This is a genomic window from Streptococcus sp. A34, from assembly GCF_043674115.1.
Classification (GTDB): domain Bacteria; phylum Bacillota; class Bacilli; order Lactobacillales; family Streptococcaceae; genus Streptococcus; species Streptococcus suis_V.
This window is the reverse complement of sequence record NZ_JBIMJM010000006.1, coordinates 60,549-85,881: the sequence shown is the minus strand read 5'-3', so window position 1 is coordinate 85,881 and position 25,333 is coordinate 60,549. Positions and strand designations below refer to the sequence as shown.

Below are 25,333 nucleotides of genomic sequence, written 5' to 3'. Positions count from 1 at the left end.
TCATCTAAACTGTAGAAACCAAATTGACCGCGATTGTAGTCTGGATTTTCTTTGTGTAACATAGCGATTCTCCTTCTAAGCGTTCTCTTTATTCCTAACTCTATTATACTACTTTACATATGAAAAAGCCGTTAGAAATACAATTCTAACGACTTTGTCTTCAGTCTGAAAAAGGTCCAGTGGACCTTTTTATCATGAGTTTGCAAATCAAAGAACGAATTAAGGTCCGGGGGACCTTTTTATCTTTTGCTTGAAAAACAGGAGAGCAAAACTAGGTCCGGGTGGCCCTTTTTATCATGAATTTGAAAACCAAAGAACGAATTAAGGTCCGGTGAATATTTTGATCTGCTCCCCGTCGTTAGAATGATATTTCTAACGATTTTTTCTTATGGAAGCTAGTAAAAATAACACTAAAATCAATGAACAACTTGAAGGTAGAGGATTGTATGAAAGATGAGTTAGAAAGATATTTGTTAAAAGACCCTGATATCATTAGGATTTTGGGGATTGTAAAGGATTTAGACTTAGCGGACTCGTGGATTTGTGCAGGAACAATTCGTAATTTTATCTGGAATCACTATCGTTTTGATAAAAATACGGATGTTGATTTAATCTTTTACGATGAGAAAATATCGCATCAAGCAACAAAAGAATTAGAAGCAAATTTGCGACAAAGATATCCGGAATATCAGTGGGAAATTAAGAATCAAGTATTTATGCACATTCGTAGCCCGGATACCTCTCCTTATCAATCGTCAAAGGGTGCCTATCATATCCCTTGTTGGTTTTGAGCTTGTAGAAGATTTCGATTAGGGTTGCGTTTGGATTTCTTTTGATGCAGTTTTTAATCCATGTCAGCTCTTTCTCGGTATGAGCCTTTGGATGCGGTGTTAGAGGACGATGAGAACGGTCTTTCAGCGCATAAGAGAGGCTTTTGAAACTTTGTAACGTCGACAGATGAAGGCGACAGAGGCACCATTTTGGTAGGTTTTAACAGCGTGGTAACGTGTTTCTAGAGTATGTGGTAAATAGCGAAGATTTTGTGATATACTAGTCATGAGAAGATTCCTTTTTTGATGAGTGGTGGTACTCTTATCATATCAAGGAATCTTCTTTTTGACTTCTAGAAGTTTCACATCTATTGTAACGCTACATTTGATTTTTAAATTTTTAAGTAAAAACTCTTGCAATGCACAATATAATTTGATAGAATGTTCTAGTGCCGTAAAAATTACGGCTGTAGCTTTGATGCAAGAGGTTGCGACACGCTCGGTTGCATTGCCACGCAACACGTGTTGGTTTTCTTGTGGAGCTAGCCTATTATCTTAAATAGACGAAAAGGAGAAAAAGATGGCAAACAAAAAAATCCGCATCCGCTTGAAAGCGTACGAACACCGTACACTTGATACAGCAGCTGCAAAAATCGTTGAAACTGCAACACGTACAGGTGCTCAAGTAGCAGGTCCAGTTCCACTTCCAACAGAACGTAGCCTCTACACAATCATCCGTGCGACTCACAAGTACAAAGATTCTCGTGAGCAGTTCGAAATGCGTACACACAAACGTTTGATCGACATCATCAACCCAACTCAAAAAACAGTTGATGCTTTGATGAAATTGGATCTTCCAAGTGGTGTAAACGTAGAAATCAAACTTTAATCAGCTAGATACGACTGAGTAAAGCGAGTGTTCTAATTGAACACAGGCTAAACTCTGTGTGAAAAAAGACAAATCTTCCTAGAAACTACCGTTTCTTCGTCGGGTTTCTTATTTTCATCTTGAGTTTGATGCCTTTAGTATCTTATATTTGAGCATGAAAAACGCTCGTTAAAAACTTTTTAAATACAAAATTAAGAAAAGGAATATTTTTCTCATGACAAAAGGAATCTTAGGGAAAAAAGTGGGAATGACTCAAATCTTCACTGAATCTGGTGAATTTATCCCTGTAACTGTCATCGAAGCAACTCCAAACGTTGTTCTTCAAGTGAAAACAGTTGAAACTGACGGTTATGCGGCAGTTCAAGTTGGTTTTGATGACAAACGCGAAGTATTGAGCAACAAACCTGCCAAAGGCCATGTAGCTAAAGCTAACACAGCTCCTAAGCGCTTCATTCGTGAATTCAAAAACATTGAAGGCTTGGAAGTTGGACAAGAAATTACAGTTGAAACTTTCGCAGCTGGTGATGTTGTTGATGTAACTGGTACATCTAAAGGTAAAGGATTCCAAGGTGTTATCAAACGCCATGGTCAATCACGTGGTCCTATGGCTCACGGTTCTCGTCACCACCGTCGTCCAGGTTCTATGGGTCCTATTGAACCTAGCCGTGTATTCAAAGGTAAAAACCTTGCAGGTCGCATGGGCGGCAACCGTGTAACAATTCAAAACCTTGAAGTTGTACAAGTTGTTCCAGAAAAGAACGTTATCCTTATCAAAGGTAACGTACCAGGTGCTAAGAAATCTCTTATCACTATCAAGTCAGCAGTTAAAGCTGGTAAATAATAAGGAAAGGGGAAATCAGTCGAAATGGCAAACGTAACATTATTTGACCAAACTGGTAAACAAGCTGGTGAAGTAGTTCTTAACGATGCGATCTTTGGTATCGAGCCAAACCAAGCAGTTGTATTTGATGTGATCATCAGCCAACGTGCTAGCCTTCGTCAAGGTACTCACGCAGTTAAAAACCGTTCAGCAGTCTCAGGTGGCGGACGCAAACCATGGCGTCAAAAAGGAACTGGACGTGCTCGTCAAGGTTCTATCCGTTCACCACAATGGCGTGGCGGTGGCGTAGTCTTCGGACCAACTCCACGTTCATACGCGTACAAACTTCCACAAAAAGTTCGTCGCTTGGCACTTAAATCTGTTTACTCAGAAAAAGTTGCTGAAAACAAATTTGTAGCTGTTAACTCACTTGAATTCACAGCTCCAAAAACTGCTGAATTTGCAAAAGTACTTGCAGCATTGAGCATTGATTCTAAAGTCCTTGTTATTCTTGAAGAAGGCAACGAATTCGCAGCTCTTTCTGCTCGTAACATCCCAGGAGTTAAAGTTGCAACTGCAACAACTGCAAGCGTACTTGACATCGCAAATGCAGACAAACTTCTTGTAACTCAAGCAGCTATCTCTAAAATTGAGGAGGTTCTTGCATAATGAATTTGTATGATGTTATCAAAAAACCTGTCATCACAGAAAGCTCAATGGGCCAACTCGAAGCAGGCAAGTATGTATTTGAAGTTGACACTCGTGCACACAAACTCTTGATCAAGCAAGCTGTTGAAGCTGCATTCGAGGGTGTTAAAGTTGCAAATGTTAACACAATCAACGTGAAACCTAAAACAAAACGCGTAGGTCGTTATGTAGGTCGCACAAACAAAGTGAAAAAAGCAATCATCACATTGGCTGCTGATTCAAAAGCGATCGAATTGTTCGCTACAGCTGACGCTGAATAATCAAAGGAGGAATTAACGTGGGTATTAAAGTTTATAAACCAACGACAAATGGCCGTCGTAACATGACTTCTTTGGACTTCGCTGAAATCACAACAAGCACTCCAGAAAAAAGCTTGCTTGTTGCTTTGAAGAGCAAAGCTGGTCGTAACAACAACGGTCGCATCACTGTTCGTCACCAAGGTGGCGGTCACAAACGTTTCTACCGTTTGGTAGACTTCAAACGTAACAAAGATGGCGTTGAAGCAATCGTTAAAACTATCGAGTACGATCCAAACCGTTCAGCAAACATCGCTCTTGTACACTACACAGACGGTGTTAAAGCTTACATCATTGCTCCTAAAGGTCTTGAAGTTGGTCAACGCATCGTTTCAGGTCCAGAAGCAGATATCAAAGTTGGTAACGCACTTCCACTTGCAAACATCCCAGTCGGTACTGTTGTTCACAACATCGAGTTGAAACCAGGTCGCGGTGGTGAGTTGGTTCGTGCTGCTGGTGCATCTGCACAGGTTCTTGGTCAAGAAGGTAAATACGTTCTTGTTCGCCTTCAATCAGGTGAAGTTCGTATGATCCTTGGTACTTGCCGTGCTACTGTTGGTACTGTAGGTAACGAACAACATGGCCTTGTTAACCTTGGTAAAGCAGGTCGTAGCCGTTGGAAAGGTATCCGTCCAACAGTTCGCGGTTCTGTGATGAACCCTAACGATCACCCACACGGTGGTGGTGAAGGTAAAGCACCAGTTGGTCGTAAAGCACCATCTACACCATGGGGTAAACCAGCTCTTGGTTTGAAAACTCGTAACAAGAAAGCTAAATCTGACAAACTTATCGTTCGTCGTCGCAACCAAAAATAATATATTCTTAGTTGCATAGCATTCTATATCATCCGCCAACTCGGTAGCCCGCAAAGCGGGCAAGCCGCTGTGGTACATATTTTAAAGGAGAAAATACTAAAATGGGACGTAGTCTTAAAAAAGGACCTTTCGTCGATGAGCATTTGATGAAAAAAGTTGAAGCTCAAGCAAATGACGAAAAGAAAAAAGTAATTAAAACTTGGTCACGTCGTTCAACGATCTTCCCAAGTTTCATCGGTTATACAATCGCAGTTTACGATGGACGTAAACATGTACCTGTATACATTCAAGAAGACATGGTAGGTCACAAACTTGGTGAATTTGCACCAACTCGTACTTACAAAGGTCATGCTGCTGACGACAAGAAAACTCGTCGTAAATAATTTAGGAGGAAAACACAATGGCAGAAATTACTTCAGCTAAAGCAACTGCTCGCACAGTACGTGTTTCACCTCGTAAATCACGTCTTGTCTTGGATAACATCCGTGGCAAAAGCGTAGCAGACGCAATCGCAATCTTGAAATTCACACCAAACAAAGCTGCAGGCATTATCGAGGGAGTTTTGAACTCAGCAATCGCTAACGCTGAAAACAACTTTGGTTTGGAAAAAGCTAACTTGGTAGTCAGCGAAGCATTCGCAAACGAAGGGCCAACGTTGAAACGTTTCCGTCCACGTGCGAAAGGTTCTGCTTCACCAATCAACAAACGCACAGCTCACATCACTGTAGTTGTGGCAGAGAAATAAGGAGGTAAAAACGTGGGTCAAAAAGTACATCCAATTGGTATGCGTGTTGGCATCATCCGTGATTGGGATGCTAAATGGTATGCTGAAAAAGAATACGCGGATTACCTTCATGAAGATCTTGCAATCCGCAACTTTATCAAAAAAGAATTGGCTGATGCGTCAACATCAACAATCGAAATCGAACGTGCTGTAAACAAAGTTATCGTTTCTATCCACACTGCTAAACCAGGTATGGTTATCGGTAAAGCTGGTAGTAACGTTGATGCACTTCGTGCTCAATTGAACAAATTGACTGGTAAGCAAGTACACATCAACATCATCGAAATCAAACAACCTGATTTGGATGCACACCTTGTTGGTGAGTCAATCGCTCGTCAATTGGAGCAACGTGTGGCATTCCGTCGTGCTCAAAAACAAGCTATCCAACGTGCAATGCGCGCTGGTGCAAAAGGTATCAAAACACAAGTTTCTGGTCGTTTGAACGGTGCTGATATTGCCCGTGCAGAAGGCTACTCAGAAGGAACTGTTCCTCTTCATACACTTCGTGCGGATATCGACTACGCTTGGGAAGAAGCTTTGACAACTTACGGTAAACTTGGTGTTAAAGTATGGATCTACCGTGGTGAAGTTCTTCCAGCTCGTAAAAACACTAAAGGAGGTAAATAACAAATGTTAGTACCTAAACGTGTAAAACACCGTCGTGAATTCCGTGGAAAAATGCGCGGTGAAGCTAAAGGTGGAAAACAAGTAGACTTTGGTCAATACGGTCTTCAAGCAACTACTAGCTCATGGATTACAAACCGCCAAATCGAAGCTGCCCGTATCGCTATGACGCGTTACATGAAACGTGGTGGTAAAGTTTGGATTAAAATCTTCCCACACAAATCATACACTGCTAAAGCTATCGGTGTACGTATGGGTTCTGGTAAAGGTGCTCCTGAAGGCTGGGTAGCTCCAGTTAAACGCGGTAAGGTTATGTTTGAAGTAGCTGGCGTTTCTGAAGAAATTGCACGTGAAGCATTCCGCCTTGCTGGTCACAAATTGCCAGTTAAAGTTAAATTCGTAAAACGTGAAGCAGAATAAGGAGAAGACATGAAACTTCAAGAAATTAAAGATTTTGTAAAAGAACTTCGTGGCCTTTCTCAAGAAGAACTTGCTAAGAAAGAAAACGAATTGAAGAAAGAACTCTTCGAACTTCGTTTCCAAGCTGCTGCTGGTCAACTTGAGCAAACTGCTCGTTTGAACGAAGTGAAGAAACAAATTGCACGTATCAAAACTGTGCAATCTGAAACTAAATAATAGATTGGGAAAGGAGAATTTCAATGGAACGCAATAATCGTAAAGTTCTTGTTGGACGCGTAGTATCTGACAAAATGGACAAAACAATCACAGTTGTAGTTGAAACAAAACGTAACCACCCAGTCTATGGTAAACGTATTAACTACTCTAAAAAGTACAAAGCTCATGATGAAAACAATGTTGCTAAAGAAGGCGATATCGTTCGTATCATGGAAACTCGCCCGCTTTCAGCTACAAAACGTTTCCGTCTTGTAGAAGTTGTGGAAGAGGCAGTTATCATTTAATCAACCTGAAAGGAGAAAATTGACATGATTCAAACAGAAACTCGTTTGAAAGTTGCTGACAACAGTGGCGCACGTGAAATCTTGACAATCAAAGTTCTTGGTGGTTCAGGACGTAAATTCGCGAACATCGGCGACATCATCGTTGCTTCAGTAAAACAAGCTACTCCTGGTGGTGCGGTTAAAAAAGGTGACGTTGTCAAAGCCGTTATCGTTCGTACTAAGACAGGTGCTCGTCGTGCAGATGGTTCATACATCAAATTCGATGAGAATGCAGCAGTTATCATCCGTGAAGACAAAAACCCTCGCGGAACTCGTATCTTTGGCCCAGTGGCACGTGAATTGCGTGATGGCGGTTTCATGAAAATCGTTTCATTGGCACCAGAAGTACTTTAATTTAGAATCTAACAAACTAAGTCCCCTGGTTAAATCACTAACCAGGGTGCCCATTAGGGCGTAAGAAATCATAGGAGAAATCAAATGTTTGTAAAAAAAGGCGATAAAGTTCGCGTAATCGCTGGTAAAGACAAAGGCGTTGAAGCAGTTGTCGTAACAGCACTTCCAAAAGTAAACAAAGTTATTGTTGAAGGTGTTAACATCGTTAAGAAACACCAAAAACCAAACAGCGAAAACCCTCAAGGCGCTATCGTTGAAAAAGAAGCTCCAATCCATGTGTCAAACGTTCAAGTTCTTGACAAAAATGGTGTTGCAGGACGCGTTGGTTACAAGTTTGTAGACGGCAAAAAAGTTCGCTACAACAAAAAATCAGGCGAAGTGCTTGATTAATCACGAAGGAAAGGAGAAGTATAATGGCAAATCGTTTAAAAGAAAAATATCTTAATGAAGTAGTTCCTGCTTTGACTGAACAATTCAACTATTCTTCAGTTATGGCTGTGCCAAAAGTTGATAAGATCGTTTTGAACATGGGTGTTGGTGACGCTGTTTCTAACGCTAAAAACCTTGAGAAAGCTGCTCAAGAATTGGCTTTGATCTCAGGTCAAAAACCACTTATCACTAAAGCTAAGAAATCAATCGCCGGCTTCCGTCTTCGTGAGGGTGTTGCAATCGGTGCGAAAGTAACTCTTCGTGGCGAACGTATGTATGAGTTCTTGGACAAATTGGTTACAGTTTCACTTCCACGTGTACGTGACTTCCACGGTGTACCAACTAAGTCATTTGACGGACGTGGTAACTACACACTTGGTGTGAAAGAGCAATTGATCTTCCCAGAAATCAACTTCGACGATGTTGATAAAACTCGCGGTATGGATATCGTTATCGTTACAACTGCTAACACTGACGAAGAATCACGTGCATTGCTTACTGGCCTTGGTATGCCGTTTGCAAAATAAGAGGGAGAGAATAAATGGCTAAAAAATCAATGATCGCTAAGAACAAACGCCCAGCTAAGTTCTCTACACAAGCTTACACACGCTGTGAAAAATGTGGACGTCCACACTCAGTTTACCGCAAATTCAAATTGTGCCGTGTATGCTTCCGCGACTTGGCTTACCTTGGACAAATTCCTGGCGTAACAAAAGCTTCTTGGTAAGATAAGATGTGAGAGCGTTCAGCAACCAACGCAAAGATAGGAGATTTGACGCAGAAGTTTACTTCTAGGAAAAGTCTATCTTCTTTGCAAAGGTTGTAGCTCGAACTCAATTTTATAAACAAACTCGATACAAAGTTTGCTTGCCGATTTGAACACGGGCGAAAGCCTGTGTGAAAAAGACTAACTTTTCTTGAAACCAGAGTTTCTACGTCAAGTTTTCTATTTTCACGTTGGCTTTTAGCGCCCTTTGTATCATGAATTAACTAGCAAGTGACCTAATCAAACTGCTAGTAAGAGGAGAAACAACAAATGGTTATGACTGACCCAATTGCAGATTTTTTGACACGTATTCGTAACGCTAACCAAGCAAAACACGAAGTGCTTGAAGTTCCTGCATCAAACATCAAAAAAGGTATTGCTACAATCCTTAAAAACGAAGGTTTTGTGAAAAACGTTGAATTCATCGAAGATGACAAACAAGGCATCATCCGCGTATTCTTGAAATACGGACCAAACGGTGAAAAAGTTATCACTAACTTGAAACGCGTTTCAAAACCAGGTCTTCGTGTTTACTCAAAACGTGAAGATATTCCAAAAGTTCTTAACGGACTTGGTATCGCAATCATCTCAACATCAGAAGGTCTTTTGACTGACAAACAAGCTCGTCAAAAGAACGTTGGTGGAGAGGTTGTCGCCTACGTTTGGTAATCTTTTAGCTTCCAATTTCGTCATGTGCCTGTGTTAGAGCGTCTTGACATACTCAAGTATGGTCTGCGTCGCTCTGCCTTGCCACATTTAGAAATTGAAACCTAAAAGGATGATACAAAAACGCGGGAGAACCAGTTTTTCGTGCGTGTTCAAATCAGACTTACTGATTATTTAGTATCATGTAACCATGCTCAATCGAACACGGGCTATTGACCGTGTTTAAATGAGCCCCCGTGAAAACTGGTCGCTTGACGGCCTGATAATTTAACAGGAGAATTAAAAAATATGTCACGTATTGGTAATAAAGTAATTACATTGCCTGCTGGCGTTGAGCTTGCTCAAAACAACGGCGTGGTAACTGTAAAAGGACCTAAAGGGGAATTGACTCGTGAATTCCCAACTGCTATTGAAATCCGTGTGGAAGGTACAGAAGTTACTCTTCACCGTCCAAACGATTCAAAAGAAATGAAGACTATTCACGGTACTAGCCGTGCTAACCTCAACAACATGGTTGTTGGTGTTTCTGAAGGCTTCAAAAAAGAACTTGAAATGCGTGGTGTCGGTTACCGTGCTCAATTGGCTGGTAACAAATTGACACTTGCTGTTGGTAAATCGCATCCAGATGAAGTGGTTGCACCAGAAGGTATTACATTTGAAGTTCCAACACCAACACAAATCGTCGTGTCTGGTATCAACAAAGAAGTTGTTGGTCAAACAGCTGCTTACATCCGTAGCCTTCGCGCTCCTGAGCCATACAAAGGTAAAGGTATCCGCTACGTTGGTGAATTCGTTCGCCGTAAAGAAGGTAAAACAGGTAAATAATAGCTTGCTGAGGTGGCTTAGCCACCTGGCTGACTATTTCTCAAATTGTTTCGCAAGAAACAGAATCATACATTAAGAGGTGAATATTGTGATTTCAAAACCAGATAAAAACAAAATCCGCCAAAAACGCCATCGTCGCGTTCGCGGTAAAATCTCTGGAACTGCTGCTCGCCCACGTTTGAACATTTTCCGTTCTAATACAGGCATCTACGCTCAAGTGATTGATGACGTAGCGGGTGTAACGCTCGCAAGCGCTTCTACTCTTGATAAAGAAGTTTCAAAAGGTACTAAGACAGAACAAGCTGTTGTTGTAGGTAAACTCGTTGCTGAACGCGCGGTAGCTAAAGGTATTTCTGAAGTGGTCTTTGACCGCGGTGGATATCTCTATCACGGACGTGTGAAAGCTTTGGCTGAATCAGCTCGTGAAAACGGATTGAAATTCTAATAGGGAGGACACTAAGAAATGGCATTCAAAGATAACGCAGTTGAAATTGAAGAACGCGTAGTAGCCATCAACCGTGTTACAAAAGTTGTTAAGGGTGGACGTCGTCTTCGCTTCGCAGCTCTTGTGGTTGTTGGTGACCGTAACGGTCGCGTAGGTTTCGGTACTGGTAAAGCTCAAGAAGTACCAGAAGCTATCCGCAAAGCAGTTGAATCTGCTAAGAAAAACATGATCGAGGTACCAATGGTTGGTACAACTATTCCTCACGAAGTTCGTTCAGAATTCGGTGGAGCTCGTGTTATGTTGAAACCAGCTTCAGAAGGTTCTGGGGTTGCTGCCGGTGGTGCAACTCGTGCCGTAATCGAATTGGCTGGTATCGCTGATGTGACATCTAAGTCACTCGGTTCAAACACACCAATCAACATCGTTCGTGCAACTGTTGAAGGTTTGAAACAATTGAAACGTGCTGAAGAAGTGGCTGCACTTCGTGGCATCTCAGTTTCTGATTTAGCATAAGAAAGGAGATACTCATGGCTCAAATTAAAATTACTTTGACTAAGTCTCCAATCGGTCGCAAACCAGAGCAACGTAAAACAGTTGTTGCACTTGGACTTGGTAAATTGAACTCTTCAGTTGTTAAGGAAGATAACCCAGCTATTCTTGGAATGGTGAACGCTATCTCTCACTTGGTAACTGTTGAAGAAGTTAAGTAACTTATACTAAAGTTAACAATAAACAGACTAGGTCGCATGGAGAAATCTTTGCGACTTCTAGTCAATTTTGATAGAAGCGAGTTTGTGGGCGGCTTACTCTAACTCCCCACAGGCGCTAGCATATAAAAGAGGAGAAATATATAATGAAACTTCATGAATTGCAACCTGCAACAGGTTCACGTAAAGTCCGCAACCGTGTAGGTCGTGGTACATCATCAGGTAACGGTAAAACATCTGGCCGTGGTCAAAAAGGTCAAAAAGCTCGTAGCGGTGGCGGTGTTCGCCCAGGTTTTGAGGGTGGACAAACTCCATTGTTCCGTCGTCTTCCAAAACGTGGATTTACAAACATCAACGCTAAAGAATACGCAATCGTTAACCTTGATCAATTGAACGCTTTTGAAGATGGTGCTGAAGTAACACCAGTTGTACTTATCGAAGCTGGTATCGTTAAAGCTGAAAAATCAGGTGTTAAAATCCTTGGTAACGGCGAATTGACGAAGAAATTGACAGTGAAAGCTGCTAAATTCTCTAAATCAGCTGAAGAAGCAATCACTTCTAAAGGTGGCTCAGTAGAAGTCATCTAAGAGGTGACCGCCTATGTTTTTTAAACTTTTAACAGATGCTCTAAAAGTAAAAGCTGTTCGTAAGAAAATCTTATTTACAATTTTTATCCTTTTGGTGTTCAGGATTGGTACACATATCACCGTTCCTGGTGTCAATGCCAAAAGCTTAGAAGCATTGTCAAACGTTCCCTTCCTAAACATGATGAGTTTGGTTTCGGGTAACGCTTTGAAAAATTTCTCTGTTTTTGCACTGGGTGTCAGCCCTTATATCACGGCTTCGATTATTGTTCAACTGCTTCAGATGGACATTTTGCCGAAGTTTGTAGAGTGGGGCAAGCAGGGCGAGGTTGGTCGTCGGAAATTAAACCAGGCGACTCGCTATATTTCCTTGGTTTTGGCCTTTGTCCAATCCATGGGGATTATCGCCAGCTTTAATGCCCTATCAGGAGCACGACTGACCAATATGCCAATGACTTGGCAGACCTATCTTTTGCTGGGTTCTATCTTGGCAACCGGTTCTGTCATTGTGACTTGGTTGGGAGAACAAATTTCTGATAAGGGCTATGGTAACGGAACATCAATGATTATCTTTGCGGGAATCATTTCATCCTTGCCAGATACTTTTAGAGAAATTTATATCGACCGTTTTGTCAATATTGAGGCTAGTCGGATTACAGAATCCATCATTTATGTTGGACTTTTGATTGTACTCATCTTGTTTGTAGTCTATTTTACAACCTACATTCAACAAGCTGAATACAAGATTCCGATTCAATATACAAAACGTGCTCAAGGTGCGCCATCTAGCTCATATCTTCCCTTAAAATTGAATCCTGCAGGCGTTATCCCCGTTATCTTTGCCGGGTCTATCACTGCACTACCAAGTTCTTTGATTCAATTTTTTGCTAGTCAAAACAGAAGTGCGGGTTGGTTACTAGGTATTCAAGAGTATTTTGATTATTCCACTGTTAAAGGGATGCTGGTATATGCTGGATTGATTATCATTTTTACCTTTTTCTATACATTTGTACAGGTAAATCCTGAGAAAACGGCAGAGAGTCTTCAAAAAAGTGCGGCATATATCCACGGTGTTCGTCCAGGTAATGGAACGGAGAAGTATTTCTCTGTCCTGTTGAAACGTCTGGCGACAGTTGGTGCCTTGTTCTTGAGTTTTGTAGCCTTGTTACCAATTCTTGCTCAAAATATTTTTGGTCTTTCTTCCAATATTGCCTTCCTGGGTACTAGTTTGATTATCTTGATTATGACAAGTATCGAGGGTATCAAGCAATTGGAGGGATACCTTCTCAAGAGAAAATATGTAGGCTTTATGAACGTAACAGAATAGAATATAGGTTGACCTAGTCAACCTTCTATTTTGTTTTTAGATAAGTTTGTCAATTGTGGCAAATTTATGTGAAAACAAAATAAGGAGTTTGTCATGAATCTTTTAATTATGGGTTTGCCAGGTGCTGGTAAAGGGACTCAAGCGGCTAAGATTGTTGAAAAATTTAATGTTGCTCACATTTCTACAGGCGATATGTTCCGTGCTGCTATGGCTAATCAAACGGAAATGGGGTTACTTGCTAAATCGTATATCGACAAAGGCGACTTGGTTCCGGACGAAGTAACCAATGGTATCGTCAAAGAGCGTTTGGTGCAAGACGACATCAAGGAAAAAGGTTTCTTGCTAGATGGTTACCCACGTACGATTGAACAAGCGCATGCCTTGGATGCCAACCTAGCAGATCTAGGAATTGAACTTCAGGGTGTTATCAACATTGAAATCGATCCATCTAAATTGGTTGAGCGTCTTAGCGGTCGAATCATCCATAAAGAAACCGGTGAAACCTTCCATAAAATCTTTAACCCACCTGTTGGAGATTATAAAGAAGAAGATTTCTATCAGCGTGAAGATGATAAGCCTGAATCTGTTCAACGCCGTTTGGAGGTCAATATTGCCCAAGGTCAACCAATTATTGACCACTATCGTGCCAAAGGTTTGGTCCATGATATTGAGGGAGACCAAGACATCGAACTTGTTTTCCAAGCAATTGACACAGTCTTGTCAAATTTAAAATAATCTAATGGATTTGGCTTGCATTTTTCTTGTGAAAGTGATAAAATAGCCTAGTCTGACTTATAATTGTTACCTCTGTGTTCAGAGGGCATCAAATCGATATTTAGAGAGGGGATACTTTTGCATGGCAAAAGAAGATGTGATTGAAATTGAAGGCAAAGTAGTTGATACAATGCCAAATGCTATGTTTACTGTTGAGTTGGAAAATGGACACCAAGTCCTTGCAACTGTTTCTGGTAAAATCCGTAAGAACTACATTCGTATTTTGGTCGGAGACCGCGTAACTGTTGAGCTTAGTCCGTATGACTTGACTCGTGGACGTATCACATACCGCTTTAAATAGCCGAAATACTTGGAGGGATAAAACATGAAAGTAAGACCATCGGTCAAACCAATTTGCGAATACTGCAAAGTTATTCGTCGTAATGGTCGTGTTATGGTGATTTGCCCAGCAAACCCTAAACACAAGCAACGTCAAGGTTAAAATATAGAAAGGAGAAAACATGGCTCGTATTGCTGGAGTTGACATTCCAAATGACAAACGTGTAGTTATTTCATTGACATACGTATACGGTATCGGTCTTGCAACATCTAAAAAAATTCTTGCAGCTGCAGGCATTTCAGAAGATGTACGCGTGAAAGATTTGACATCAGATCAAGAAGATGCTATTCGTCGTGAAGTTGATGCAATCAAAGTTGAAGGTGACCTCCGTCGTGAAGTTAACTTGAACATTAAACGTTTGATGGAAATCGGTTCATACCGTGGAATCCGTCACCGTCGTGGACTTCCTGTCCGTGGACAAAACACTAAAAACAATGCTCGTACTCGTAAAGGTAAAGCCGTTGCGATTGCAGGTAAGAAAAAATAATATAGGAGGTAGAAAAATTGGCTAAACCAACACGTAAACGTCGTGTGAAAAAGAATATCGAATCTGGTATTGCACATATTCACGCTACATTTAATAACACTATTGTTATGATTACTGATGTGCATGGTAACGCTATTGCTTGGTCATCAGCTGGTGCTCTTGGTTTTAAAGGTTCACGTAAATCTACACCATTCGCAGCCCAAATGGCTTCAGAAGCAGCTGCTAAATCTGCACAAGAACACGGTCTTAAAACAGTTGAAGTTACCGTTAAAGGCCCAGGTTCAGGTCGTGAGTCTGCTATCCGCGCTCTTGCTGCCGCTGGTCTTGAAGTAACAGCAATTCGTGATGTGACTCCTGTACCACACAATGGTGCTCGTCCTCCAAAACGTCGCCGTGTATAATCATACCAACCATACACAGCTTTTCGTTTAAGAGGGAGTAAGAAATGATTGAGTTTGAAAAACCAACAATAACAAAAATTGATGAAAATAAAGATTACGGCAGATTTGTAGTCGAACCGCTTGAACGTGGTTACGGAACAACTCTTGGTAACTCTCTTCGTCGTGTACTTCTTGCTTCACTTCCGGGTGCTGCAGTAACATCAATTAAGATTGATGGTGTACTCCACGAATTCGACACAGTTCCAGGTGTCCGTGAAGATGTTATGCAAATCATTCTTAACATCAAAGGCATTGCTGTAAAATCTTATGTCGAAGACGAAAAGAAAATTGAACTTGATGTAGTAGGTCCAGCTGCGGTAACAGCAGGTGATATTCTTACAGATAGTGATATTGAAATTGTAAATCCTGATCATTATCTCTTCACAATTGCTGAAGGTGCAACATTTAAAGCGATTTTAACTGTAAATGCAGGTCGCGGTTATGTACCAGCTGAAGGCAATAAGAAAGATGATGCACCAGTAGGTACACTTGCGGTAGATTCAATCTATACGCCAGTTACAAAAGTCAATTATCAAGTTGAGCCAGCTCGTGTTGGTAGCAACGATGGATTTGACAAATTGACACTTGAAATCAGTACAAACGGTACAATTATTCCTGAAGATGCACTTGGGCTTTCTGCTCGTATCTTGATGGAGCACTTGGGTCTCTTTACAGATTTGACTGAAGTTGCAAAATCAGCTGAAGTGATGAAAGAATCTGAAACAGCATCTGATGACCGTATGCTTGATCGTACGATCGAAGAATTGGATCTTTCTGTTCGCTCATACAACTGTCTTAAACGTGCAGGCATCAATACTGTGTTTGACTTGACAGAGAAAACTGAGCCAGAAATGATGAAAGTGCGCAATCTGGGCCGTAAGAGTCTTGAGGAAGTGAAGATTAAACTTGCTGAACTCGGTCTTGGATTGAAAAATGATAAATAAATATAGGAGGAAATCATGGCATACCGTAAACTAGGACGCACTAGCTCACAACGTAAAGCAATGTTGCGCGATTTGACAACTGACCTTTTGATCAACGAATCAATCGTTACAACTGAAGCTCGTGCTAAAGAAATCCGTAAAACAGTTGAAAAAATGATCACACTTGGTAAACGTGGTGACTTGCACGCACGTCGTCAAGCTGCTGCATTTGTTCGTAACGAAATTGCATCTGAAAACTACGATGAAGCAACTGATAAGTACACAGCTACTACAGCTCTTCAAAAATTGTTCTCAGAAATCGCACCTCGTTATGCTGAGCGCAATGGTGGATACACTCGTATCCTTAAAACTGAACCACGTCGTGGTGATGCTGCCCCAATGGCAATTATCGAACTTGTATAAGATCATCAATTTTGTTGAGTGTTATGATGATGGAAGAGAAATCTTCTTAGTCTAGCTCTGGTCTACCGCTGGGCCTGCCCCAGCGGTAACACTCATCATATTGATTTGACGCTTGTTTACGAAATTACTCTAAGCTAGAATAATTTCGTAAGCAGGCGTTTTTTAGCTCTTGTTAACTATGAATGTCGGAGAATTCTTGTGATTCAATAAGTCTGTAGTGTTAGACGCAACTGCCCAATAACGAAGTATATTGGGCGGTTGCACTTGTCCTAAATCACTGAGCTGGACGGTCATAGTGCAGTACCTTATCCAAGAGTGTTTCTAGTGTCTCTTGGTGGATCGCTTGAAAGAATGTGAGTTCCACTTTTCCGAGACGAATTTTCATTAGAATATCGTTTCTGCCTTTCTTCTCAAAGCGACGAGATTTGGGAACAGTCAATGGGACGATGGGGTGTGATATAAAAAAATCCTCCAGTTCTGTTTTCTCTAACAGTATACTGGATAATAGGGAAGCTGAAAAGATACTCCGTTATTGGGCGGTTACGTTAGACTCATCTGTTAGCCCAATACGGTGCCCAGTTTAAGTGATGAGGGAGGATCAAAGCTATCAGATGGCCTGGATAATGAATTTTAGGTCTATTAGCTAAGTGATACTGAGAGTGGGGTTAGTTGATGATAGGATGTTGATGAAGAATATCTATCTCTGAGTATGAACTTATTTCTCATTTTCAGGAAGCTTGAAGTTGAGAAAAATATTGAATTTTAGTGAATTTGTGATATAATAATAAATGGAGCAAGGTTCGTGCGTGAAGCGGGTCAGGGGAGGAATCCAGCAGCCCTAAGCGATGTCGAGTCTGTGCTCTTTTTGTATGTATTCTAAAAACCCTTTGAAATCAAGCTTTCAGAGGGTTTTATTGTCATATTTCTAGAAACAGGGGCAATTAGATTATTCGCATCATATTCGGTCTCTCGGGCTATTGGTGAGTACAAAAAATACGGCTGGATTTCCAAACCGCATTCTCTAGATTAGTCGACATAGAGTTTTGATTTATCGCTGAGCCAGCTGTAAAGGAGACCGATAAGGAGACCACCGCCGACGTAGTTTCCAAGTCCTGAGAAGAGGAAATTCCTTAGGACACTGAGGATAGTCATGCCCTCGACTGGACCACCATTTGAGAAAAGGGCCAAGGAGAAGGTAGAGAAGTTGGCAATAACGTGCTCAAAGCCTAGGAAGGCAAAGATAAAGATGATAAAGATGAGGGAAATAACACGGCCCGCATCGTCTTTCATGCGCATAGAGATAAAGACAGCGATGTTTACTACGATGTTGGCAAAGATACCCTCGACAAACTGTGTCAGAGGTGTTTTTGCCAGTTTTGCGACAACAGCTTCAATCAGGTAACTATCATGTTCCAAATGTCCAACCTGGTAAGGAGTTGTGAAGGAGAGCATATAGGCTACAATGACTGCCCCAACAAAGTTGAAAAAGATACAAGTAGCTAGAATCTTGAGGGCTGTTTTGGTAGGGATCACTTTACGGTGGATAGCAGAGGTCATGTACATCATATTAGAAGTGCCTAGTTCAGCGTTCATATAAAGAATCATGACCAAGCACCAGCCGAACATGAGTCCGTAGCTGAATTTACCGAGGCCATCTACAATATGATTGAGCTTATCAGCTGTATAAACTGAGATAGCCAAACCAATTGCTAGGTAAACACTGGCCATAGCTGAGCGAATTGCATAGGCGAAGAAGTTGTTTTCAATCAAGTCTGCTTTTTTCTTGATACTTTTATCAATATTGTAAATGAGCGTGTCATTTTGGGAAGCCATATAAATCTCCTTTGGCGCTTGAAAAATAGTGTAAGTAATCATATGTTTTCAGAAAGTAAACGTTTCACTTTCCAGTTAATGCTTTACTTTGTATATTATACTTGATAAAATAGAGAATATCAATACTATTCATAAATTGGAAGGATACACTCATGGATATCACATGGACAGTGAAATATATCACTGAATTTCTTGCGACTGCCTTGCTCATTATCATCGGTAATGGTACAGTTGCCAACGTTGACCTTAAAGGTACTAAAGGAAACAACTCAGGTTGGATTTTGATCGCTATCGGCTACGGATTGGCTGTTATGATGCCAGCCCTTATGTTTGGTAATGTTTCTGGTAACCATATCAACCCAGCCTTCACACTTGGTTTGGCTGTTTCAGGTCTATTCCCTTGGGCACATGTGGCTCAATACATTATCGCTCAGGTATTGGGTGCAATGTTTGGTCAATTAGTCGTTGTCACCGTTTACAAACCATATTTCTTGAAAACAGAGAATTCAAACCATGTCTTGGGTTCTTTCTCTACTATCAATGCTTTGGACAATGGCAAAGCGGAAAGCCGTAAAGCAGCAACCTTCAATGGTTTCTTGAATGAGTTTGTTGGGTCATTCGTCTTGTTCTTCGGTGCGCTTGCTTTGACAAAGAACTTCTTCGGTGCAGAGTTGGTTGGTAAGTTGATTGAGCAAGGCTATGATAAGACTGCTGCTGAAACAATGGTTGCGCCATATACTGCCGGTTCCATTGCAGTAGCCCATGTCGGTATCGGTTTCCTTGTTATGGCACTTGTTGCAGCGGTCGGTGGTCCAACTGGTCCTGGTCTCAACCCAGCGCGTGACCTTGGTCCTCGTATCGTTCACCACTTCTTGCCAAAATCAATTCTTGGTCAAGCCAAGGCTGATTCAAAATGGTGGTATGCATGGGTCGGCGTTGTTGCTCCAATCCTTGCGTCAATCGCTGCAGTTGCCCTGTTTAAATATTTGTATTTGTAATATGAAAAAGTCTGCTCGTCAGGCTTTTCTTTTTTTCTTGTTGCGGTGAACTTGCAAGCTGTCTGCTCTGCTATTTTCCTAAAAACTATGCTAGAATATAGACAGAACAATCGGAAAAGAGGGCAGATTATGTCAGAAGTTATTGCATTTGGGTACGGGCGTGCTCGGGCGGAAATCCAGCTCAAGCGCCTCAATCGGCACGGTGTGATTGCCGGGGCGACGGGGACAGGTAAGACGGTGACGCTCAAGGTTTTGGCGGAGAAACTGAGTGAGGCGGGCATTCCTGTCTTTCTATCGGACATCAAGGGTGACCTCAATAGTTTGGTCCAGGCCAATACCAAGGAAATTGACCCAAGTCGTTTGAAGCAGACTCAGTATGCAGATTATTCGCCGAGGAGTTATCCCGTTGAGCTGTGGGATGTTTTCGGTGAAAATGGGATTCCAGTACGGATGACTATTTCTGAGATGGGGCCGGTGCTTTTGACCCGTTTGCTGGGGCTCAATGATACGCAGGAATCCATTCTCAATATAGTCTTTAGTGTGGCGGATGAACGTGGTCTGCTGTTGCTGGACCTTATGGACTTGCGGGCCATGCTCAATTTTGTGGCTGAAAATGCTCAAGAGCTTAGTCAATATTACGGCAATATTCCAGCTCGTTCGGTCGGTGCCATCTTGCGGAGTTTGGTGGTCTTGGAACAGCAGAGCGGGAAACTGTTCTTCGGTGAGCCCAGCTTGGAGATTGCGGATTTGATGCGGACAACTGCTGATGGACAAGGGGTTATCAATGTCTTGCAGGCGACAGAACTTCTCAATCAGCCGACGCTTTATTCGACCGTTCTGCTCAGTCTTTTGTCGGAACTCTACGAAGTTTTACCGGAAGTAGGCGACCTAGATAAGCCCAAGATGGTCTTCTTCTTTGACGAGGCCCATGTGCTCTTCAAGGATGCACCGAAGGTCTTGCTGGAGAAGATTGAGTTAATCGTTCGCCTGATTCGTTCAAAAGGTGTTGGTGTCTTTTTCGTTACGCAAAATCCGACCGATATTCCTGATAGCATCGCTAGCCAGCTGGGCAACCGTATCCAGCATGGGCTCCGTGCTTTCACACCTAAGGAACTGAAAACGGTGGCGACAGTGGCGGATACCTTCCGTCAAGAAGGAGCTGAGGACTTAGCCAAGGTCATTCAAGAATTGCAGGTCGGAGAGGCAGTTGTCTCGACCTTGCAGGCAGATGGAACACCAAGCTTTGCAGACCGGGTGATGATTTATCCGCCGAAGAGTCAGTTGGGAACAGCTGATGCGACTCTGGTCTTGTCTGCCATCAATAATTCTTCTCTGATGGACAAATATGCGGACGCGGTTGACCGAGAATCTGCCCATGAGCAAATTCTAGCGCTGACCCAAGAAAAAGAGGCGCAGTTGATCAAGCAAGCAGAGCAGGCGGAGGCGAAAAAAGCAGCAGAAAAAGCCGCCAAAGAAACAGCAAAATTGGAAGAAAAGGCTGCCAAGGAAAGAGCAAAAGCAGAGGCCAAGGCCAGCAAACCAGCTGCCAAACGTTCCGATTCGATGATGGACCGCTTTACCAAAAATCTCATGAGCCAAGTCGGCCGGGAAGTCGGGCGCGTGGTGACCAGAGGTATTATGGGCATGCTGAAAGGGAAGTAAGTCTGCTAAAACTGAGAACACACCGTCTCAGTTTTTCTTTGCTATTTCACTTGCTATTTGGCTGGAAATAGATTAAAATAATTTTATCACTAGTTAGTAAGGAGTTGGTTCTATGCCTCGTCAGATTCAGGAAATTCTCGACAACTACAAGCCTCAGCCTCTAGGTGAGAAAAGGTCTTTTGCGGTTTTTCTGCCTCTAGTCTGGTCAGATGATCAGTGGCAGGTTTTGTATGAAGTCCGATCGGAGTCTATTTCTCAACCTGGGGAGGTCTCTTTTCCTGGAGGAGGTATCGAAGAGGGGGAATCGGCTGAGACGGCGGTGGTCCGTGAGGTAGTAGAAGAACTGAATCTTGCAGAGGAATCTATAGAAATCTTAGGGGAAATTGACTATCTGGTCTTTGGCAAATCAACTATCCGCTGTTTTGTCGGTCGCTTAAACATAGACTGGAAAGAGATTGTACCCAATGAAGAGGTGGCCCGCTTGTTCACCGTGCCTCTGGCAACACTCCTTGAGCAGGACCCAATCTACTATCCCCTCTATCTTCGTCTGGATCCGGAGCAAGATTTTCCATTCGAGCGAATTCGTGGTGGTCGGGACTACCCTTTCAAGCACCACAAACGGTCTATCCCCTTTTATGATAACCTGCCAGAAACAGTTTGGGGAATCACGGCTCAATTTACCCATTGCTTTACAGAAATCATCAGGACAAGCCAGATTGATTTAGAAATGGGAGAGTCAAGGTAAAGTTGACTAGAGCAGAGTGAAGTATAGCTCTGTTGCTCTGGATTCTCTAGGCTATCTGGAAAATGTTACCAAAAAATGCTAATGGAAACTGGACTTTGTGCCAGTTTCTTTTGGTTGCTGCAGCTGATTGTTCGTACTTGGTCTTAGATTGATCATTATCTTGTGAAAAATTTTTCTTTGAATGGGAAAAATGTTAAAAATATGGTACAATTGAAAGGTAAAAATTTTTTAAGGAGTCTAACAAATGGCTAAATTGACTGTTAAAGACGTTGAATTGAAGGGCAAAAAAGTCCTTGTCCGTGTGGACTTTAACGTTCCTTTGAAAGATGGCGTTATCACTAACGATAACCGTATTACAGCAGCTCTTCCAACAATCAAGTATATTCTTGAGCAAGGTGGACGTGCAATTCTTTTCTCTCACCTTGGTCGTGTGAAAGAAGAAGCTGACAAAGAAGGTAAATCATTGGCTCCTGTAGCAGCTGACTTGGCAGCTAAATTGGGTCAAGACGTTGCTTTCATCGCTGGTGCTACTCGTGGTGCTGAATTGGAAGCAGCAATCAACGCATTGGAAGATGGACAAGTTCTCCTTGTTGAAAACACTCGTTTCGAAGATGTTGATGGTAAGAAAGAATCTAAAAACGACGAAGAACTTGGTAAATACTGGGCTTCACTTGGTGATGGTATCTTCGTTAACGATGCATTTGGTACTGCACACCGTGCACACGCATCAAACGTTGGTATCTCAGCAAACGTAGAAAAAGCAGTAGCTGGTTTCCTTTTGGAAAACGAAATTGCATATATCCAAGAAGCTGTTGAAACTCCAGAGCGTCCATTCGTGGCAATTCTTGGTGGTTCAAAAGTATCTGATAAGATCGGTGTTATCGAGAACCTTCTTGAAAAAGCTGACAAAGTTCTTATCGGTGGTGGTATGACGTACACATTCTACAAAGCTCAAGGTATCGAAATCGGTAACTCACTTGTAGAAGAAGACAAATTGGATGTCGCAAAAGAATTGCTTGAAAAATCAAATGGTAAATTGATCTTGCCAGTTGACTCAAAAGAAGCAAACGCATTTGCAGGTTACACTGAAGTTCGCGACACTGAAGGCGAAGCTGTTTCAGAAGGCTTCCTTGGTCTTGACATCGGTCCTAAGTCAATCGCTAAATTTGACGAAGCTTTGACTAGTGCGAAAACAGTTGTTTGGAACGGTCCTATGGGTGTATTTGAAAACCCAGACTTCCAAGCTGGTACAATCGGTGTAATGGACGCTATCGTGAAACAACCAGGCGTGAAATCAATCATCGGTGGTGGTGACTCAGCAGCAGCAGCTATCAACCTTGGCCGTGCAGACAAGTTCTCATGGATCTCTACTGGTGGTGGTGCATCAATGGAATTGCTTGAAGGTAAAGTATTGCCAGGACTTGCAGCATTGACTGAGAAATAAGCTAATCAATCAAACGACGGGTGACCGTCGTTTTTTGTTAGCTTATCTAGTCTTTGAAAAGTATTGAGTTCAGCCAATATCATCCATTTGTCACAATCTTTGCAGGCATTTGATAAACATTTTTGCTAAATCATGTTAGAATAGTAGTATGTTTAAGAGATATCGATTTGACCCCAAGAAGTTTAAGTTAGGGATGCGGACCCTTAAGTCGGGACTCGCAGTTTTCTTTGTTATATTACTGTTTCACCTCTTAAAATGGGATGGGTTCCAGATAGCAGCTCTGTCTGCGGTCTTTAGTCTGCGGGAGGATTTTGGCAAGAGTGTGCATTTTGGCTCTTCTCGTGTCCTCAGCAATTCTATCGGTGGTTTTTATGCCTTGCTCTTTTTCATCCTCAGTGATTTCTTTTCACAGAGTTTTTGGGTAACCTTGATTGCCATACCGATTTTTACCATGTTGACCATTATGACCAATGTGGCATTCAATAATACTGCCGGGGTTGTCAGTGGTGTTGCTACTCTGCTAATCATTGCTTTGTCGGTACCTGCAGGGAATTCGACTATTGTCTATGCTTTGACAAGGGTTTTTGAGACATTTGTAGGAGTTTTTGTAGCAATTTTGGTTAATTATGACCTGGAAAAGCTGAAAAAGCGCTTTTTGAGATAAAGCATGTCACAAAATGTGACATCACATATTGACGCCCAGAAAAATTTCCCCTATAATAGTGTGCAGAAAGGAGTTCATTATGAGAGAAAAAGAGTTCCGTCGTTCCTTAGCCATTTTTCCGATTGGTAGTGTGATGAAGTTGACTGACCTGACGGCCCGACAGATTCGCTATTATGAGGACCAGGGCTTGATTAAGCCTGAGCGTAATGAAGGAAACCGTCGCTTGTATTCTCTAAATGATATGGACTTGCTCTTGGAAATCAAGGATTTCTTGGATGAGGGTTTGAATATTGCTGCGATTAAGAAGGAATATGCTGATCGTCAGGTAAAAGAAAAAGTCAAACAGGAAACCAAGACCTTGACGGACGAGGATGTTCGCCGTATCTTGCATGATGAATTCAGTCGACAAGGACGATTTTCAAGTCCGAGTTCCATTTTTCGGTCATCTTAAAGAGCACAAATATAGAGGAGAAAGCAATGTCAATTACAGTAGCGGATATTAAACGCGATATTAAAGAGAAAAACGTTACCTTCCTACGTCTCATGTTTACAGATATTATGGGGATCATGAAGAACGTGGAAATTCCTGCAACAGATGAGCAGGTGGATAAGGTTTTGTCAAACAAGGTTATGTTTGATGGATCTTCTATCGAAGGTTTTGTTCGTATCAATGAATCAGATATGTATCTCTACCCTGACTTGAATACCTGGACTATTTTCCCTTGGGGAGATGAAAATGGTCGTGTAGCTGGTTTGATCTGTGATATTTATACAACTGATGGCAAGCCTTTTGCGGGTGACCCACGTGGAAATTTGAAGAAATCTCTTCGCCATATGGAAGAAGCAGGTTTCTCATCATTCAACCTTGGTCCAGAACCAGAGTTCTTCCTCTTTAAGATGGATGAACACGGAAACCCAACACTTGAAGTGAATGATAAGGGTGGTTATTTTGACCTTGCTCCAACAGACCTTGCTGATAATACACGTCGTGAAATCGTAAACGTTCTGACAGAAATGGGCTTTGAAGTGGAAGCGAGTCACCACGAAGTGGCAGTAGGTCAGCACGAAATCGACTTCAAATATGAGGATGTCTTAAAAGCTTGTGATAATATCCAAATCTTTAAGTTGGTTGTTAAGACCATTGCCCGTAAGCACGGGATGTATGCGACCTTTATGGCCAAACCTAAGTTTGGTATCGCAGGCTCTGGTATGCACTGTAACATGTCCTTGTTTGATAAGGATGGAAACAATGCTTTCTATGATCCAGAAGATCCGAATGGTATGCAATTGTCTGAAACAGCCTACTATTTCCTTGGTGGTTTGATCAAGCATGCCTATAACTATACTGCTATTACCAACCCAACGGTTAACTCTTACAAGCGTTTGGTTCCAGGTTTCGAGGCGCCAGTTTACATTGCTTGGGCTGGTAAGAACCGCTCGCCATTGGTGCGCGTACCTGCATCTCGTGGAATGGGAACTCGCTTGGAATTGCGTTCTGTAGACCCAACTGCTAACCCTTACTTGGCTATGGCCGTTCTGTTGGAAGTTGGTTTAGAAGGAATCAAAAATAAGATTGAAGCCCCAGCTCCTGTAGAGTCAAATATTTATGCCATGTCTGATGAAGAGCGTCGTGAAGCAGGCATCACTGATCTTCCTTCAACTCTGCACAATGCCCTCAAGGCTCTCCGCAAGGACGAAGTGGTGCGTGCAGCCCTAGGTGAGCACATCTACACCAACTTCATTGAAGCTAAGAAAATCGAGTGGGCAAGCTACGCAACCTACGTTTCTAAGTGGGAAATTGATAACTACTTGGATTTATATTAAGAGGAAAG

At 42.0% G+C, this 25,333-nt stretch carries 39 protein-coding genes, 1 other RNA gene and 1 pseudogene; 38 read left to right on the top strand and 3 right to left on the bottom strand.

Going from position 1 to position 25,333, the window contains the following annotated elements; translation table 11 throughout:
- Window positions 1–419 precede the first annotated feature (419 nt).
- The gene (locus ACHBGV_RS03345; protein ID WP_394719578.1) at window positions 420–791 is read left to right on the top strand and encodes a nucleotidyltransferase family protein; all 372 of its coding nucleotides are present in this window, start codon (window positions 420–422) and stop codon (window positions 789–791) included.
- Here the strand turns inward: ACHBGV_RS03345 and ACHBGV_RS03340 are convergent.
- Window positions 751–1,058: pseudogene (locus ACHBGV_RS03340) on the bottom strand (IS481 family transposase); the annotation flags it as partial. The gene ACHBGV_RS03345 and the pseudogene ACHBGV_RS03340 sit on opposite strands and share 41 nt — an antisense overlap.
- A 292-nt stretch (window positions 1,059–1,350) precedes the next feature.
- On the opposite strand from ACHBGV_RS03340, the gene rpsJ reads away from it, so the two are divergent.
- The 29 genes from rpsJ to rplQ all read left to right on the top strand — a co-directional run bounded on the left by rpsJ (window position 1,351) and on the right by rplQ (window position 16,155).
- Entirely contained in the window at window positions 1,351–1,659 is a 309-nt protein-coding gene (rpsJ, locus tag ACHBGV_RS03335) for a 30S ribosomal protein S10 (protein WP_002939332.1), read from the top strand.
- A 214-nt stretch (window positions 1,660–1,873) separates the two neighbouring features.
- Entirely contained in the window at window positions 1,874–2,500 is a 627-nt protein-coding gene (rplC, locus tag ACHBGV_RS03330) for a 50S ribosomal protein L3 (RefSeq protein WP_024415739.1), read from the top strand.
- Window positions 2,501–2,524: 24 nt separating this feature from the next.
- A complete protein-coding gene (gene rplD, locus ACHBGV_RS03325) occupies window positions 2,525–3,148 on the top strand; it encodes a 50S ribosomal protein L4 (protein WP_004195490.1) in 624 nt (207 codons plus the stop codon).
- Window positions 3,148–3,447, top strand: a complete 300-nt coding sequence (locus ACHBGV_RS03320; RefSeq protein ID WP_004195491.1) for a 50S ribosomal protein L23 — start codon at window positions 3,148–3,150, stop codon at window positions 3,445–3,447. Before rplD ends, ACHBGV_RS03320 begins: the two co-directional genes overlap by 1 nt.
- Before the next feature lie 17 nt (window positions 3,448–3,464).
- A complete protein-coding gene (gene rplB / locus ACHBGV_RS03315; RefSeq protein ID WP_002936663.1) occupies window positions 3,465–4,298 on the top strand; it encodes a 50S ribosomal protein L2 in 834 nt (277 codons plus the stop codon).
- A gap of 101 nt (window positions 4,299–4,399) precedes the next feature.
- A complete protein-coding gene (gene rpsS / locus ACHBGV_RS03310) occupies window positions 4,400–4,681 on the top strand; it encodes a 30S ribosomal protein S19 (protein ID WP_000533766.1) in 282 nt (93 codons plus the stop codon).
- Window positions 4,682–4,698: 17 nt separating this feature from the next.
- The gene (rplV, locus tag ACHBGV_RS03305; RefSeq protein WP_002936662.1) at window positions 4,699–5,043 is read left to right on the top strand and encodes a 50S ribosomal protein L22; all 345 of its coding nucleotides are present in this window, start codon (window positions 4,699–4,701) and stop codon (window positions 5,041–5,043) included.
- 12 nt (window positions 5,044–5,055) lie between these two features.
- Window positions 5,056–5,709, top strand: a complete 654-nt coding sequence (gene rpsC, locus ACHBGV_RS03300; protein WP_002936661.1) for a 30S ribosomal protein S3 — start codon at window positions 5,056–5,058, stop codon at window positions 5,707–5,709.
- Between the two features lie 3 nt (window positions 5,710–5,712).
- On the top strand, window positions 5,713–6,126 hold the full coding sequence (gene rplP, locus ACHBGV_RS03295; protein WP_002936660.1) for a 50S ribosomal protein L16: 414 nt from the start codon (window positions 5,713–5,715) through the stop codon (window positions 6,124–6,126).
- A 9-nt stretch (window positions 6,127–6,135) separates the two neighbouring features.
- The gene (rpmC, locus tag ACHBGV_RS03290; protein WP_002936659.1) at window positions 6,136–6,342 is read left to right on the top strand and encodes a 50S ribosomal protein L29; all 207 of its coding nucleotides are present in this window, start codon (window positions 6,136–6,138) and stop codon (window positions 6,340–6,342) included.
- 23 nt (window positions 6,343–6,365) lie between these two features.
- On the top strand, window positions 6,366–6,626 hold the full coding sequence (rpsQ, locus tag ACHBGV_RS03285) for a 30S ribosomal protein S17 (protein ID WP_000440801.1): 261 nt from the start codon (window positions 6,366–6,368) through the stop codon (window positions 6,624–6,626).
- A 24-nt stretch (window positions 6,627–6,650) separates the two neighbouring features.
- Window positions 6,651–7,019 (top strand): 50S ribosomal protein L14, encoded by a 369-nt coding sequence (gene rplN, locus ACHBGV_RS03280; protein WP_002936658.1) that lies wholly within the window; start codon window positions 6,651–6,653, stop codon window positions 7,017–7,019.
- An 84-nt stretch (window positions 7,020–7,103) separates the two neighbouring features.
- Window positions 7,104–7,409: a 50S ribosomal protein L24 gene (rplX, locus tag ACHBGV_RS03275; protein WP_002936656.1), complete on the top strand. Its 306-nt coding sequence runs from the start codon at window positions 7,104–7,106 to the stop codon at window positions 7,407–7,409.
- 23 nt (window positions 7,410–7,432) lie between these two features.
- Window positions 7,433–7,975, top strand: a complete 543-nt coding sequence (gene rplE / locus ACHBGV_RS03270; protein ID WP_002936653.1) for a 50S ribosomal protein L5 — start codon at window positions 7,433–7,435, stop codon at window positions 7,973–7,975.
- A gap of 14 nt (window positions 7,976–7,989) precedes the next feature.
- On the top strand, window positions 7,990–8,175 hold the full coding sequence (locus ACHBGV_RS03265; RefSeq protein ID WP_002936651.1) for a type Z 30S ribosomal protein S14: 186 nt from the start codon (window positions 7,990–7,992) through the stop codon (window positions 8,173–8,175).
- A 309-nt stretch (window positions 8,176–8,484) separates the two neighbouring features.
- On the top strand, window positions 8,485–8,883 hold the full coding sequence (gene rpsH / locus ACHBGV_RS03260; protein ID WP_024532337.1) for a 30S ribosomal protein S8: 399 nt from the start codon (window positions 8,485–8,487) through the stop codon (window positions 8,881–8,883).
- Window positions 8,884–9,168: 285 nt separating this feature from the next.
- Complete coding sequence (gene rplF / locus ACHBGV_RS03255) at window positions 9,169–9,705, top strand: 50S ribosomal protein L6 (protein ID WP_002936644.1); 537 nt, start codon at window positions 9,169–9,171, stop codon at window positions 9,703–9,705.
- Between the two features lie 88 nt (window positions 9,706–9,793).
- Window positions 9,794–10,150, top strand: a complete 357-nt coding sequence (rplR, locus tag ACHBGV_RS03250; RefSeq protein ID WP_002936641.1) for a 50S ribosomal protein L18 — start codon at window positions 9,794–9,796, stop codon at window positions 10,148–10,150.
- 18 nt (window positions 10,151–10,168) lie between these two features.
- Window positions 10,169–10,663 carry a 30S ribosomal protein S5 gene (rpsE, locus tag ACHBGV_RS03245; RefSeq protein WP_105111775.1) on the top strand — a complete coding sequence of 165 codons (495 nt, stop codon included), beginning with the start codon at window positions 10,169–10,171 and terminating at the stop codon, window positions 10,661–10,663.
- 14 nt (window positions 10,664–10,677) lie between these two features.
- On the top strand, window positions 10,678–10,860 hold the full coding sequence (gene rpmD / locus ACHBGV_RS03240) for a 50S ribosomal protein L30 (RefSeq protein WP_002936638.1): 183 nt from the start codon (window positions 10,678–10,680) through the stop codon (window positions 10,858–10,860).
- A 143-nt stretch (window positions 10,861–11,003) separates the two neighbouring features.
- Complete coding sequence (rplO, locus tag ACHBGV_RS03235; RefSeq protein ID WP_105107796.1) at window positions 11,004–11,444, top strand: 50S ribosomal protein L15; 441 nt, start codon at window positions 11,004–11,006, stop codon at window positions 11,442–11,444.
- A gap of 13 nt (window positions 11,445–11,457) precedes the next feature.
- Window positions 11,458–12,768, top strand: coding sequence for a preprotein translocase subunit SecY (gene secY / locus ACHBGV_RS03230; protein ID WP_105122396.1), 1,311 nt, complete (start codon window positions 11,458–11,460; stop codon window positions 12,766–12,768).
- 93 nt (window positions 12,769–12,861) lie between these two features.
- Window positions 12,862–13,503, top strand: coding sequence for an adenylate kinase (locus ACHBGV_RS03225; protein WP_105122395.1), 642 nt, complete (start codon window positions 12,862–12,864; stop codon window positions 13,501–13,503).
- Between the two features lie 121 nt (window positions 13,504–13,624).
- Window positions 13,625–13,843 carry a translation initiation factor IF-1 gene (infA, locus tag ACHBGV_RS03220; RefSeq protein ID WP_002936627.1) on the top strand — a complete coding sequence of 73 codons (219 nt, stop codon included), beginning with the start codon at window positions 13,625–13,627 and terminating at the stop codon, window positions 13,841–13,843.
- Between the two features lie 24 nt (window positions 13,844–13,867).
- The gene (rpmJ, locus tag ACHBGV_RS03215) at window positions 13,868–13,984 is read left to right on the top strand and encodes a 50S ribosomal protein L36 (RefSeq protein WP_001808836.1); all 117 of its coding nucleotides are present in this window, start codon (window positions 13,868–13,870) and stop codon (window positions 13,982–13,984) included.
- A 19-nt stretch (window positions 13,985–14,003) separates the two neighbouring features.
- Window positions 14,004–14,369, top strand: a complete 366-nt coding sequence (gene rpsM / locus ACHBGV_RS03210; protein ID WP_002936622.1) for a 30S ribosomal protein S13 — start codon at window positions 14,004–14,006, stop codon at window positions 14,367–14,369.
- Between the two features lie 17 nt (window positions 14,370–14,386).
- A complete protein-coding gene (gene rpsK, locus ACHBGV_RS03205) occupies window positions 14,387–14,770 on the top strand; it encodes a 30S ribosomal protein S11 (protein WP_004195509.1) in 384 nt (127 codons plus the stop codon).
- A gap of 44 nt (window positions 14,771–14,814) precedes the next feature.
- Window positions 14,815–15,753: a DNA-directed RNA polymerase subunit alpha gene (locus ACHBGV_RS03200; RefSeq protein ID WP_105111778.1), complete on the top strand. Its 939-nt coding sequence runs from the start codon at window positions 14,815–14,817 to the stop codon at window positions 15,751–15,753.
- A 15-nt stretch (window positions 15,754–15,768) separates the two neighbouring features.
- The gene (rplQ, locus tag ACHBGV_RS03195; protein ID WP_024532345.1) at window positions 15,769–16,155 is read left to right on the top strand and encodes a 50S ribosomal protein L17; all 387 of its coding nucleotides are present in this window, start codon (window positions 15,769–15,771) and stop codon (window positions 16,153–16,155) included.
- 274 nt (window positions 16,156–16,429) lie between these two features.
- Here the strand turns inward: rplQ and ACHBGV_RS03190 are convergent, their stop codons facing one another.
- On the bottom strand, window positions 16,430–16,615 hold the full coding sequence (locus ACHBGV_RS03190) for a hypothetical protein (protein WP_394735636.1): 186 nt from the start codon (window positions 16,613–16,615) through the stop codon (window positions 16,430–16,432).
- A 320-nt stretch (window positions 16,616–16,935) separates the two neighbouring features.
- Between ACHBGV_RS03190 and ffs the strand changes: the two genes are divergently transcribed.
- Window positions 16,936–17,033: signal recognition particle sRNA small type (gene ffs / locus ACHBGV_RS03185), an RNA gene on the top strand.
- 148 nt (window positions 17,034–17,181) lie between these two features.
- Here the strand turns inward: ffs and ACHBGV_RS03180 are convergent.
- Window positions 17,182–17,988 carry a formate/nitrite transporter family protein gene (locus ACHBGV_RS03180; protein WP_105111132.1) on the bottom strand — a complete coding sequence of 269 codons (807 nt, stop codon included), beginning with the start codon at window positions 17,986–17,988 and terminating at the stop codon, window positions 17,182–17,184.
- A 152-nt stretch (window positions 17,989–18,140) separates the two neighbouring features.
- Between ACHBGV_RS03180 and gla the strand changes: the two genes are divergently transcribed.
- The 7 genes from gla (at window position 18,141) to glnA (ending at window position 25,325) form a co-directional block, all read left to right on the top strand.
- Window positions 18,141–18,986: an aquaglyceroporin Gla gene (gla, locus tag ACHBGV_RS03175; protein ID WP_394735635.1), complete on the top strand. Its 846-nt coding sequence runs from the start codon at window positions 18,141–18,143 to the stop codon at window positions 18,984–18,986.
- A 129-nt stretch (window positions 18,987–19,115) separates the two neighbouring features.
- Window positions 19,116–20,648 carry a helicase HerA-like domain-containing protein gene (locus ACHBGV_RS03170; protein ID WP_394735634.1) on the top strand — a complete coding sequence of 511 codons (1,533 nt, stop codon included), beginning with the start codon at window positions 19,116–19,118 and terminating at the stop codon, window positions 20,646–20,648.
- A gap of 112 nt (window positions 20,649–20,760) precedes the next feature.
- Window positions 20,761–21,393 carry a CoA pyrophosphatase gene (locus tag ACHBGV_RS03165; RefSeq protein WP_105122151.1) on the top strand — a complete coding sequence of 211 codons (633 nt, stop codon included), beginning with the start codon at window positions 20,761–20,763 and terminating at the stop codon, window positions 21,391–21,393.
- Between the two features lie 244 nt (window positions 21,394–21,637).
- Window positions 21,638–22,837, top strand: coding sequence for a phosphoglycerate kinase (locus ACHBGV_RS03160; protein WP_394735633.1), 1,200 nt, complete (start codon window positions 21,638–21,640; stop codon window positions 22,835–22,837).
- Between the two features lie 148 nt (window positions 22,838–22,985).
- Window positions 22,986–23,501 carry an aromatic acid exporter family protein gene (locus ACHBGV_RS03155; protein WP_105111127.1) on the top strand — a complete coding sequence of 172 codons (516 nt, stop codon included), beginning with the start codon at window positions 22,986–22,988 and terminating at the stop codon, window positions 23,499–23,501.
- A gap of 79 nt (window positions 23,502–23,580) precedes the next feature.
- Window positions 23,581–23,952 carry a MerR family transcriptional regulator gene (locus ACHBGV_RS03150; protein ID WP_105160183.1) on the top strand — a complete coding sequence of 124 codons (372 nt, stop codon included), beginning with the start codon at window positions 23,581–23,583 and terminating at the stop codon, window positions 23,950–23,952.
- Between the two features lie 26 nt (window positions 23,953–23,978).
- Entirely contained in the window at window positions 23,979–25,325 is a 1,347-nt protein-coding gene (gene glnA / locus ACHBGV_RS03145; RefSeq protein WP_105111125.1) for a type I glutamate--ammonia ligase, read from the top strand.
- Window positions 25,326–25,333 lie beyond the last annotated feature (8 nt).